Genomic DNA, 12,342 nt, shown 5'->3' on the forward strand with positions numbered 1-12,342 from the left:
CGAAATCAAAAATTTAGACCGACACCTGAACTTTAATCAAAGAAGTCATCCAAACCAGTTTCTGATGCCGATTCAAAATCAACGTCCCCATTATCCTTACAAGGATCGAAACCTTCCGGAAGTTGGAATGTCTCATTTTCATCATATCCCAGTGTCTTGTCTCCAAGTACTTTTACCATATATTTAGACCAGATAGGCAATGCCATAGAAGCACCTTGCCCATGCAGCATAGTATCGAAATGAATATCGCGCTCTTCTCCACCAACCCAGCATCCGGATACCAGTGAAGGAGTAAAGCCCATAAACCAACCATCTGCATTATAGTTAGTTGTTCCGGTCTTACCACCCATATCAGCTTTCACACCTAAACGACGAACACGTCCACCTGTTCCCTCATTAATAACGGCACGAAGCATAACCAACATCTTATAAGCGCTGGAAACACTGATAACCTCTTCCATTTCCGGAGAGAACGTAGCTAATACATTTCCGTCATTATCTTCAATGCGAGTTACAAACAGTGGAGCTACACGGATACCTTTATTGGGGAATGCAGTATAAGCACTGACCATTTCTCCTACCGAAATTTCGCAAGGACCAAGACACAAAGAAACTGACGGCACAATTTCACGATTACGCACACCAAAGCTTTCAATCAAACGCTTCAGAGAATATGGGTTGAGCTTACTCATCAGATACGCTGTGATCCAGTTGTCAGAGTTAGCCAATCCCCACTTAACAGTTACCATTTCTCCATAACGTTTAGTATTGGCATTACGAGGCGTCCACGGTTTGCCGTTTTCATCAATTAAAGTATATTCCACATGACGCGCTTCATCACAAGGAGAATAGCCACTCTCCATAGCTAATGTGTAGACATAAGGCTTAATAGTGGACCCCACCTGACGGCGGCCTACCATTGCCATATCATATTTAAAATAATGATGATTAGGTCCTCCGACATATGCTTTCACATGCCCATTATGCGGATTCATAGACATAAAACCTGCACGGAGGAAGTGTTTGTAATAGCGGATAGAATCCATAGGTGTCATGATTGTATCCTTTTCACCATTCCAGGTAAATACCGACATTTCTTCAGGTGTATTGAAAGCTTTTTCTATTTGGGCATCCGATGCCCCGGCTTTCTTCATGATACGATAACGGTCAGACTGTTTCATGGTGCGGGTAAGAATCTCATCTACCTGCTCCTGCGTAATTCTGTTACTGTAAGGCGCTTTTTTACGTCCTTTCTTTTCTTTGAAAAAATAGCCTTGCAATTCTTTCAGGTGCTCTTCTACCGCCTCTTCTGCATATTGCTGCATACGGGAGTCAATAGTGGTATAAATTTTCAGACCGTCTGTATAAAGATTATATTTAGAGCCATCTTTCTTAGTATTCTTTTCACACCAACCAAATAAAGGATTATTTTCCCAGTCAAGAGAATCTTCATAGAATTTTTGCATCTGCCAACCACGATAATCTCCCTTTACAGGTTTCTTTGCATTCAATACACCACGCAGATATTCGCGGAAGTAAGTTGCCATTCCTTCATTATGGTCAACGCGAGTATATTTCAGAACAAGCGGAAGGGCCTGCAAAGAGTCACATTCTTCCGTTGTGATATATCCGGCTTTACGCATCTGATCAAGCACCACGTTACGACGCCCGCGTGAGCGTTCATTATATCGTACTGGATTAAAATAAGATGGATTCTTGCACATTCCTACAAGCATAGCGGCTTCTTCTATCTTTAAATCATTTGGATCGCAACCAAAATAAGTATTGGCAGCAGTTTTAATACCTACTGCATTGTTCAAGAAATCAAATTTATTAAGATACATGGTAAGTATCTCTTCTTTAGTATAATAACGTTCCAAATTCACGGCAATCACCCACTCGATGGGTTTCTGAAACAAACGTTCCATTACATTATCCGCACTGGGTGAATAAAGCTGTTTGGATAATTGTTGTGTAATCGTACTACCTCCACCTGCATTCGTCTGGAATAGCAAACCACGCTTCACGATAGCGCGGAACAATGCGATGGCATCAATTCCGGAGTGTTTGGCAAAACGTACATCTTCCGTTGCAATCAAAGCATTGATAATATTGGGAGACAGATCATTATAGCCTACATACACACGATTTTCTTTACTAAATGAATAAGTACCGAGCACCTTCCCGTCTTCTGAGAAAATTTGTGTAGCAAACTTATAATTGGGGTTTTCCAGATCTTCGACAGGAGGCATATAGCCTATCCAACCTTTTGCAATGGAGAAGAAAACAGTGACGCAAGCCAATACTATGACGGCTAAGAATATCCAAAGGATTTTTATGATGTTCTTTATCATGTTTATTACTGTAAATTCACTAAATCAATAAAATAGATTACCTGTAAAAATAACAAGGCAAAGGTACGGAATTATATTGGAACACCCTTATAAATTCTATAGAAAACTCTTAAAACGCCACACTTTATCATCGGAAATGCCACATCTTAATGGGTAAAACGCCACACTTCAGTAAGCACAAAGTGTGGTATTTTGGAGAATGAAATGTAGCATTTCCGATGATAAAGTATGGCGTTTGGGGTGATGAAACATGGCATTTTAGTCACCCAAAAGAGTAGAAAACGGATCATTTTAGAGGTGTTTTTTGTTTAGGAAACGGCCGATTCCAAGCTGTTTTTTGCAAAAAAACGCATTTTTTTGCTTAGGGACAAAGTGGGTATTCAAAGGTTAAATACCTACTTTTCAACACTTTAATCAAAACAAGCAATGCATTTTTCTTTCTTATATATTCTTTATATAACAACAACAGCAGAAAAGAAAAAGAAAAGCTACTGCTGATGCTGGTAATGATCCAAACAAATTCCGGCATTCATCTCACCGCATAAGAAACTTCATCCCGTGAGATTTTTTTTTCGTCCCACGAAATATTTTTTTTCAGCTCATAGAGCAAAACTCTTTGTTCCATAAACTGAAGATCACCGGCTATGGAGACGAAAAAACTTCTAAATTTTCTCCCGTCTTTCTTCCGTACTCCGCATCTTTTCCGTACCTTTGAACTCTCGAAAAGAAATAAAATAACGAACGATATGGAAAACAGAAGTTTAGTCACCATCGCCGAGCATAGCAAGGAAAAAATCCTCTACATGATCGAGATGGCGAAGCAGTTTGAAGCCCGTCCCAACCGTAGGCTGCTGGAAGGGAAAGTGGTTGCCACCCTCTTTTTCGAGCCGTCTACCCGCACAAGACTCAGTTTTGAGACAGCAGCCAACCGCTTAGGAGCCCGTGTAATCGGATTCAGTGACCCCAAAGCAACGAGTTCTTCGAAAGGCGAAACCCTGAAAGATACCATCAAAATGGTGAGCAACTACGCCGATATCATCGTGATGCGACATCATCTGGAAGGAGCCGCCCGCTATGCCAGCGAAGTAACCACGGTGCCTATCGTCAATGCCGGAGACGGAGCCAACCAGCATCCTTCACAAACGATGCTCGATCTCTACTCCATCTACAAGACCCAGGGTACACTGGAGAACCTGAATATTTTCCTCGTTGGCGACCTCAAATATGGCCGCACCGTACACTCACTGCTGATGGCAATGCGCCACTTCAACCCGACTTTCCATTTCATAGCTCCTGATGAATTGAGAATGCCCGAAGAATACAAAATTTACTGCCGCGATCATGGCATCAAATACGTGGAACATACGGACTTTACGGAAGAAACCATAGCAGATGCCGACATCCTCTACATGACTCGTGTGCAGCGTGAACGTTTCACTGACCTCATGGAGTACGAACGGGTGAAGAACATTTACATCCTGCGTAACAAGATGCTGGAACATACCCGTCCCAATTTGTGCATTCTGCATCCCCTACCCCGCGTCAATGAAATCGCTTATGACGTAGACGATAATCCGAAAGCTTACTACTTCCAGCAGGCACAAAATGGCCTGTATGCCCGTGAGGCTATTCTCTGCGATGTATTAGGCATCACACTGGATGATGTGAAAGAATGATTTGACAAGTTTACAATTGAAGTTACATCAGAAAACTATGAGCGAAAAAAAACAAGAATTACAGGTTGCCGCATTAGAAAACGGTACAGTTATCGACCATATCCCCTCTGAAAATCTGTTCACTGTAGTCTCTTTGCTGGGACTTGAACACATGAATAATAATATCACCATTGGCTTTAATCTCAAAAGTGGAAAGCTGGGTACTAAAGGCATTATTAAAATTGCGGATAAATTTTTCTGCGATGACGAAATTAACCGTATCGCCGTGGTAGCACCTAATGTGAAGCTGAATATTATCCGAGATTATGAAGTGGTGGAAAAACGTGAAGTTAGCCTTCCTGAAGAACTTCGCGGCATTGTAAAGTGTGCTAATCCCAAATGTATCACGAACAACGAGCCCATGGCGACGTTATTCCATGTAGTGGATAAGGAGAATTGTGTGATCCGATGCCATTATTGCGAGAAAGAACAAAACAGGAACGAAATTGAAATAATATAAAAGCTACAAGTGCTGCGTAATGCTCGCTGTATAGTTTGCAGCAACTGTCCGAAAGACACTCGTAGCTTGTAGTTCGTACTCCTTCGCCTATGAAACAAGACTGGAAGCCCGGAACAATGATTTACCCGCTTCCTGCCGTATTGGTAAGCTGTGGAAGCACTCCGGAAGAATATAACATATTAACAATTGCATGGACGGGAACGATTTGTACGAACCCGCCCATGTGCTATATTTCAGTACGTCCCGAACGCCACTCCTATGAAATTCTAAAACGGAATATGGAGTTTGTCATTAATCTCACGACCAAAGATATGGCGCGTGCAACGGATTGGTGTGGCATACGTTCCGGGAAAGACTACAATAAGTTTGAAGAAATGCATCTGACACCAGGAAAAAGCACTGTGGTCAATGCCCCTCTTATTGAAGAATCCCCTTTATGTATAGAATGTCGTGTAAAGGAAATCGTGTCACTCGGCTCACATTATATGTTTATTGCCGATGTGGTAAATGTGCGTGCCGACGACCGGAATCTGAACCTGGAAACCGGAAAACTGGAGCTAGCGGAAGCTAATCCACTGGTTTATGTACATGGAGGATACTATGAATTGGGTGAAAAGATCGGTAAATTTGGTTGGTCTGTTGAGAAGAAAAAATAGTGATTAATGGTTAGTGATAAGTGATGAACAAAGTTTTGAAAATATTTATCCTGTGCCTTTTGTTTTTCCCCGCTACAACGTGGGGGCAATCTCATCTTGTGCCCGGTACGGCGGTTGAAGAGCCCCTGAGCAAACATCACCATGACCGTCCGGTGAACTTCGGTATTAAAGGCGGTTTCACCTCTTCCCTCTTTCTTGTATCCAATCTTACATTAAACGGAATCACCATAGACGAGGTGCAGAATAACTACAAGATAGGTTATTTCGGCTCTGTCTTTATGCGTATCAACTTTGAACGTCATTTCCTGCAGCCGGAAATATCCTACAATATTAACCGTTGCAACATAACCTTCGAAAAACCCGCCGCAGAAGATGTTCCTTTGGAAATGGCATCTATAACTTCAGAAATCCACAGTGTAGACATTCCTGTGATCTATGGATATAATGTTATTAAGGAGGGTCCCTATAGTCTGGCTGTATTCGGAGGACCTAAATTTCGTTATATCTGGAATAAAAAGAGCGAAATTACTTTTGAGAACTTCGACCAGCCGGGAATCAAAGAAAGGTTGCGTCCGCTGAACCTCAGTTTCACCCTTGGAGTAGCCGTTACCATCTCCCGCATTTTCTTTGATTTCCGTTATGATATAGGACTACATAATATATCCCGCAAAGTCACTTATGATGACGGCGTCGCCGAAGGTGATCCACCTGCCGACGAAATACGTTTCCATCGGCGAGACAATGTTCTCAGCTTTTCCTTTGGAGTATTCTTTTAGAAAGTAAATTTCTGTCTTTTCTGACAGTTTATTCATTTTTTTACCGTAAATTTGTGCGCTTAATAAGAGAACACAGATTTATCAAACTTATCTAAGTAAGCAAAATGAAAAGAGACGATTTAATTTTCGATATCATCGAAAAAGAACATCAACGTCAGCTCAAAGGTATTGAACTGATTGCATCAGAGAATTTTGTAAGTGACCAAGTAATGGAGGCAATGGGCTCCTGTCTCACTAACAAGTATGCAGAAGGTTATCCCGGCAAACGTTACTACGGAGGTTGTGAAGTAGTAGACCAGAGCGAACAAATTGCTATCGACCGCATAAAGGAGATCTTTGGTGCAGAATGGGCTAACGTGCAACCCCACTCAGGCGCACAGGCTAATGCAGCTGTATTCCTCGCTGTATTGAATCCGGGTGACAAATTCATGGGATTGAATCTGGCTCACGGCGGTCACCTCTCACACGGTTCTTTAGTAAATACTTCCGGTATCATCTATACTCCCTGTGAATATAATCTGAATAAGGAAACCGGTCGCGTAGACTATGACCAGATGGAAGAAGTTGCTTTGCGCGAAAAACCCAAAATGATCATCGGTGGTGGTTCAGCGTATTCTCGCGAATGGGACTACAAGCGTATGCGCGAAATCGCAGACAAAGTAGGTGCTATCCTGATGATCGATATGGCTCACCCTGCCGGACTGATTGCAGCCGGATTGCTGGAAAACCCTGTGAAGTATGCTCATATCGTTACTTCTACCACACATAAGACTTTGCGTGGTCCTCGCGGAGGTATCATCCTGATTGGCAAAGACTTCCCTAACCCTTGGGGCAAAACGACACCGAAGGGTGAAATCAAGATGATGTCTCAGTTGATCGACTCAGCCGTATTCCCAGGTATCCAAGGTGGTCCGTTGGAACACGTCATTGCATCAAAAGCTGTTGCATTCGGTGAAATCCTGCAACCTGAATTCAAAGAATATGCTGCCCAAGTGAAGAAAAATGCGGCCGTACTGGCACAAGCATTAATCGACCGTGGCTTTACAATCGTTTCCGGTGGTACGGATAATCACTCTATGCTGGTCGACCTGCGTAGCAAATATCCTGATCTCACTGGTAAAGTTGCTGAAAAAGCATTGGTATCTGCCGATATCACTGTAAACAAGAATATGGTTCCGTTCGATAGCCGTTCTGCATTCCAAACTTCCGGTATCCGTTTGGGTACTCCTGCCATCACTACCCGTGGCGCCAAAGAAGATCTGATGCTGGAAATTGCAGAAATGATTGAAACGGTTCTGTCCAACGTAGAAAACGAAGCGGTTATTGCCGAAGTTCGCGCACGCGTGAATAAGACTATGGAGAAATATCCGCTGTTCGCATATTAAGAAATTTGTTTTTACGAGTCAGCCGGTTTTGTTTTTTCCGGTCGACAAGGTATATATGTTTTTGAGAAAAAATGTATATATAGATAATTAAATATATAGTTAAATTGTAAAATGGTCCGTAGCCTTTGTGATAAAAGCTACGGACCTCTTTTTTTACGCATTGACACTATTTTTGTTGTATTGAAAGGATGCTCCTGCTTGCATTTCCCTATTTTTGGAAACTACATTTATTATTCACTTTAAAACTTTAATTACTATGTCAGAAAACATTGGAGTAGCTACAGGTAAGATTATGCTGAAAATTGTTATCGCTCTTTTTAAAGGTGTATGGAATGTACTGACCTTCGGGTTTAGAGCTTACAAAGGGCACCGGGACAAAAAAGACGCCGAGATGCGTGAACAGTTGAGACAGGTACAAGCAAACAACAATTCCCAAACTATTTAAATCTGTAATACTATGAGCTCAGCAAACAAGAAACACATGCAGGGTGGTATGAACACCACATACAGCAATGTAAATACTGAAGACGAAAGAAACAAAAAAGCGGAAGAACTATTGTTCCAAGCATGGGAAACAGCCGGATATCATGGACAGCCGGATGAAGATTACTATCCTCGAACAGCTCAGGAAACAAGAGACATGGAAGATCTGCTGACACAAGCGGAAGCGGCCATTGATGACCCGTCGGATACCGAACTAATGGAGGTAATGGCTGATACGCGCGAGGTGCTGGAATGGTCCAAACAGCGGCATTGGACATTCGCATGGTGGATCATCATCTGTGTAGCCATTATGGGATGTTATTATTTCTATCAGGCTGGAAGCGAACAGGATTATGTAGCAAAGAGACAGGCTCTGACTGATGAGCAAGTGCAGACTGAACTCAGCGAAGCTATCACCCGGCAACAAAGTTACATTGATACTTATAGCCAAAAGTTGGCAGTAGATACCATTTCTGAAGAAACACGCAGTCTTTATGAAAAATATATGGAAAATGCCACTGAAGAAATAAAAGAACTGAAAGCATATAATGTGGAAACTTACAAAAAGCACCTGGTAGATCGTGCCGATGCCGGAGTATGGCGTGAAAGATGGGAAGCGATCTGGTGTTTTATCTGGATCGTGCTTTATATTTTCGCTTGCCGTCCACGTGGATATATGATTACTAAACGTCGCCGTGAAGACAAAATGGCTACCGGTCTCAAAAAGATATTATTCGGCATTGCAGGAGCTTTAGTGGGTGCTGCCGGTGCTTTATATGTGACCACCACCATAACAAAATGGAGCGATGGAAGTAAAACCCGTGATGATGATAGCATGATTATCTATGCCATGAAGTTCGGTCTTATTGCATTGGCTGTTATCATCGTTCTTTGGGCAGCACGTATTGTTATCGTGATTGCTACACTTCTGGGACTATTGAGAAACTACGACTGGAAACAGTTGGCGAAAGACCCGAAAGCCATGTTGAATGATTTGAAATAAATGGAAAGGGGATGCAAGTAAATACCGGCATCCCCTATTTCTATGTTTATACTTTCCGATAGTTAGCTCAATCCTTCTATATTTCCATCTACAATGTCAATGTGCATAGCTTGTGGCTCTTTGGGAAGCCCCGGCATACGCAGAATTTCTCCGGCGATGGCAACAATCATTTCCGCACCGTTATTGATTACAATATCCTTGATATGAAATTCAAAGTTGTTCACCGCACCGTATATTTTCGGATCGGCAGAGAAAGAATATTGTGTTTTGGCAATGCAAACGGGATAATGCCCAATGCCCATCTTCTCTATCAATTTGATGATTTTACGTGAATGGATACTGTAAGTCACCACACTGGCACCGTAAAGATTGCAAGCTATCTTCTCTATCTTTTGTTCTACACTGTCATTTTCACTATAACTGAAGTTCAAGGGTTCAGAAGGTTTCTTCTCAATAGTATCCACTACCAGATTAGCGAGTTCCACAGCTCCCTCTCCTCCTTCTGCAAAGGCATTATTGACAGCGAACCCTACACCTAACTTCTCTTCGCAATGCCGGCGGATTGCTTCTACCTCCTCGTCCGTATCACTGGCAAAACGATTGAAGGCAACCAACACCGTCTGACCGAATGAACGTAGATTGCGTATATGTTTATCGAGATTACCGAAGCCTTGTTGCAATCCTTCCATATTGGGTTCTTTAATACGATCCAGACTGACACCTCCATGCATCTTCAAACCTTGTGCAGTAGCCACAATCACTGTCAGTTTAGGTTGCAATCCACTTTTACGACATTTGATATTATAAAATTTCTCCGCACCAAGATCAGCACCGAAACCGGCTTCCGTCACAACATAATCTCCGAAAGTCATTGCCATTTTCGTTGCAAGAATAGAGTTACAACCATGCGCAATATTTGCGAAGGGACCACCGTGAACAAAAGCTGCCGATCCTTCGGTTGTCTGAACCAAGTTCGGATTGATAGCATCTTTCAGCAGGACAGTGATGGCTCCTGCTACTCCTAAATCCTTCACAGTGAACGGGCAACCATCAAAACGAAAACCAAGGATGATATTCTCGATCCGTCGTTTCAGGTCGTCTATATCCTTTGCCAGACAAAGAATAGCCATAATTTCGGATGCAGGGGTAATATCGAAGCCGGATTCTTCGGTAATACCGTTCGTACTGGGACCTAAACCGGTGACAATGCTACGCAAAGAGCGATCGTTCACATCGAGCACGCGCTGCCAGATGATTTCCTTCAGCCCGAATCCGTCCGCCTGATGCTGATAAAGATAATTGTCGAGCAATGCGGATATCATATTGTGCGCCGAAGTGATGGCATGAAAATCTCCTGTAAAGTGCAGATTTATCTTTTCCATAGGAAGCACCTGGGCATAACCGCCACCTGCCGCTCCACCCTTCATGCCGAAACAAGGTCCTAACGAAGGTTCACGCAAAGCAACGATGGCTTTCTTGCCGATCTTATTCAACCCCAATGCCAGACCGATGGAAACCGTAGTCTTACCAATACCTGCTTTGGTAGCAGTAATAGCAGTTACCAAAATCAGGTTACTTTTCTTCACTTTTTCTTCATCAATCAGATGTGTAGGGATCTTAGCAATATACCGTCCGTAGTTTTCTACTTCTTCACGTGGAATACCTACATTCTCGGCTACCTGCTTAATCTTCTTCAGCTCTATGCTGCGGGCTATTTCAATGTCTGATTTCATACAGAGAACTTCTTTAAATAAAACTTTCTTTTTGAAAGCTACAAAAGTACGAAAAAGAGTGCAGATAGCAAGATTTTAGGATAAGAAAGCCTCTGCTATCTTATTCAAGTGTCAAAGAGATACCTTCTACACGGTCTGAATTCGAGTCTCCCGGTTCGACCATATCGAAAGAACGTGTTCCTTCAGGCAGTGGAGCGAAATAAAGAGTATAATCGGCCTCTCCACTTTCCGGCATATAGAATTTCTCCCCTAAAGGAATACCTTCCGAACGAAGAACCGGACATACAGTTCCATTGTCCGCTACTAACTGGATATTCTTCATTATTTGTATCCAGTATTTAGGTGTATAATAGGCACGAATCCGCAGGACCGTAGCAGTATCCGTTAATACTACCTGGCGGATTTCAGGAATATCATTATTGCTTTTCTTCACCGTCGGGAAGTTCACCACTTTATGTCCATTCTCTTCCCCTAAGCTCATCACATATTCGTTTGCATTCAGCAGGCGGCGGAGTTTTCGTTTCAAGCTCTGTTTCCCGTATCCGAACCATTTTTCCACAATGCGTCCTTCAGGTGAAATAAGGACATAATTTGGAATTCCACGTACTCCGTATTTGGCATATAATCCATTGCTTCCTTTCAAGTCATTCAGATTCTGCCAAGTCATTTCATGGGTTTTAGAAGCTGCTTCCCACCCTTTCTTGGTATCAATGCTCAGACTTACTATCGTCAAGCGATCTTTGTACATCTCAGCCACTTCCTTCATTTCAGGTAGAGCCATAAGACACGGACCGCAACCACGACTCCAGAAATCCAGCATGATATATTTACCTTTAAAATCAGCCAAGTGGTGTACATTTCCCTCCAGGTCGTACAAATCAGCATCTGCCATTTCATCACCCACTTCCACTACTTGGGGAGGAAAGAGATATGTATATGTATCCATTGCCCAAGAGGTTTGTTTTTTCTCATCGGCCAGTCCTTCATACAGAGCAATCACTTCTTCTTTATAGGGATAATTTTCAGTATACTTAGCCGACATTGCCAACTTTCTCAACTGCTCCAGCCAAATATCGTCAACAGGAATCTGCTTCATGCGTTTTATAGTGTTGGCATCAATGCGGACACTAATTTCATCCTCTACCTTCCGCAAACTGTCAACTTGTGCACGTATCACCTGTCTTTCTTCTTCCACCGCACTCCCTGCATACTTCCGGCGGTATGCACGCTGCAATAAAGCATTGCGCTGATATTCATTCCACAATTCGCGTGAGTCGTTTATAAAAGCCTGATTAGCCACTTGTTCCGGAACAGTGCTTTTCACATCCCAAGTTCGTATCAGTGTGTTTTCACCGCTTATCTGTATATTATCTCCCGGACGAACCCAAAGCCTTAAGCTCATAGAAGGAAACTTGTCACTTCTTCCCATCATGTCCACTATTTCGGTTTCATTTCCCAATGTTTCTGCCTGGAAACGAAAATGTCCGTTACGAATCGTATCAACACCGATACTGTTGCCCACATTTCCATCTAAACGAAACAAGGTGACTAAAGTTCCGTCTTCTACATTCTTTACCTGTCCTTCTATTGTAAAAGTCCCTTGAGCTTGTGCTGTCCAAACACTTGCTGATAAGAATAACATCACAATCCCTTTTCTCATATATGTATTGTTTGGTTATAAAATTATATATCTGCCCACAAAGCTATATGATTCCACCGAGATTAGCAAACAAATTACGATTATTTCGTAATTTACAGTAATATAATAGTTTGAAAA

At 42.4% G+C, this 12,342-nt stretch carries 10 protein-coding genes; 7 read left to right on the forward strand and 3 right to left on the reverse strand.

Features of this window, described 5'->3' with window-relative positions; genetic code table 11:
• Positions 1 to 32: 32 nt before the first annotated feature.
• The gene (locus VYM24_RS18680; protein ID WP_330940630.1) at positions 33 to 2,354 is read right to left on the reverse strand and encodes a transglycosylase domain-containing protein; all 2,322 of its coding nucleotides are present in this window, start codon (positions 2,352 to 2,354) and stop codon (positions 33 to 35) included.
• 746 nt (positions 2,355 to 3,100) lie between these two features.
• Here VYM24_RS18680 and pyrB point away from each other — a divergent pair.
• The 7 genes from pyrB to VYM24_RS18715 all read left to right on the forward strand — a co-directional run bounded on the left by pyrB (position 3,101) and on the right by VYM24_RS18715 (position 8,832).
• Entirely contained in the window at positions 3,101 to 4,030 is a 930-nt protein-coding gene (gene pyrB / locus VYM24_RS18685; RefSeq protein WP_330940631.1) for an aspartate carbamoyltransferase, read from the forward strand.
• A gap of 37 nt (positions 4,031 to 4,067) precedes the next feature.
• Positions 4,068 to 4,529, forward strand: coding sequence for an aspartate carbamoyltransferase regulatory subunit (gene pyrI, locus VYM24_RS18690; RefSeq protein ID WP_007214025.1), 462 nt, complete (start codon positions 4,068 to 4,070; stop codon positions 4,527 to 4,529).
• Between the two features lie 89 nt (positions 4,530 to 4,618).
• Entirely contained in the window at positions 4,619 to 5,185 is a 567-nt protein-coding gene (locus tag VYM24_RS18695) for a flavin reductase family protein (protein ID WP_330940632.1), read from the forward strand.
• Positions 5,186 to 5,208: 23 nt separating this feature from the next.
• Entirely contained in the window at positions 5,209 to 5,961 is a 753-nt protein-coding gene (locus tag VYM24_RS18700; RefSeq protein ID WP_330942273.1) for a porin family protein, read from the forward strand.
• 104 nt (positions 5,962 to 6,065) lie between these two features.
• Positions 6,066 to 7,346: a serine hydroxymethyltransferase gene (gene glyA, locus VYM24_RS18705; protein WP_007218378.1), complete on the forward strand. Its 1,281-nt coding sequence runs from the start codon at positions 6,066 to 6,068 to the stop codon at positions 7,344 to 7,346.
• A 256-nt stretch (positions 7,347 to 7,602) separates the two neighbouring features.
• Positions 7,603 to 7,791, forward strand: a complete 189-nt coding sequence (locus tag VYM24_RS18710) for a hypothetical protein (protein ID WP_007214021.1) — start codon at positions 7,603 to 7,605, stop codon at positions 7,789 to 7,791.
• A 12-nt stretch (positions 7,792 to 7,803) separates the two neighbouring features.
• Positions 7,804 to 8,832 carry a hypothetical protein gene (locus VYM24_RS18715; protein ID WP_007218377.1) on the forward strand — a complete coding sequence of 343 codons (1,029 nt, stop codon included), beginning with the start codon at positions 7,804 to 7,806 and terminating at the stop codon, positions 8,830 to 8,832.
• 62 nt (positions 8,833 to 8,894) lie between these two features.
• Here the strand turns inward: VYM24_RS18715 and VYM24_RS18720 are convergent, their stop codons facing one another.
• Together VYM24_RS18720 and VYM24_RS18725 are read right to left on the reverse strand one after the other, a co-directional pair.
• Positions 8,895 to 10,565 carry a formate--tetrahydrofolate ligase gene (locus VYM24_RS18720; RefSeq protein ID WP_291553478.1) on the reverse strand — a complete coding sequence of 557 codons (1,671 nt, stop codon included), beginning with the start codon at positions 10,563 to 10,565 and terminating at the stop codon, positions 8,895 to 8,897.
• Between the two features lie 100 nt (positions 10,566 to 10,665).
• Positions 10,666 to 12,225, reverse strand: coding sequence for a TlpA disulfide reductase family protein (locus VYM24_RS18725; protein WP_330940633.1), 1,560 nt, complete (start codon positions 12,223 to 12,225; stop codon positions 10,666 to 10,668).
• Positions 12,226 to 12,342 lie beyond the last annotated feature (117 nt).

This window comes from Bacteroides sp. MSB163, from assembly GCF_036416795.1.
GTDB lineage: Bacteria > Bacteroidota > Bacteroidia > Bacteroidales > Bacteroidaceae > Bacteroides > Bacteroides maternus.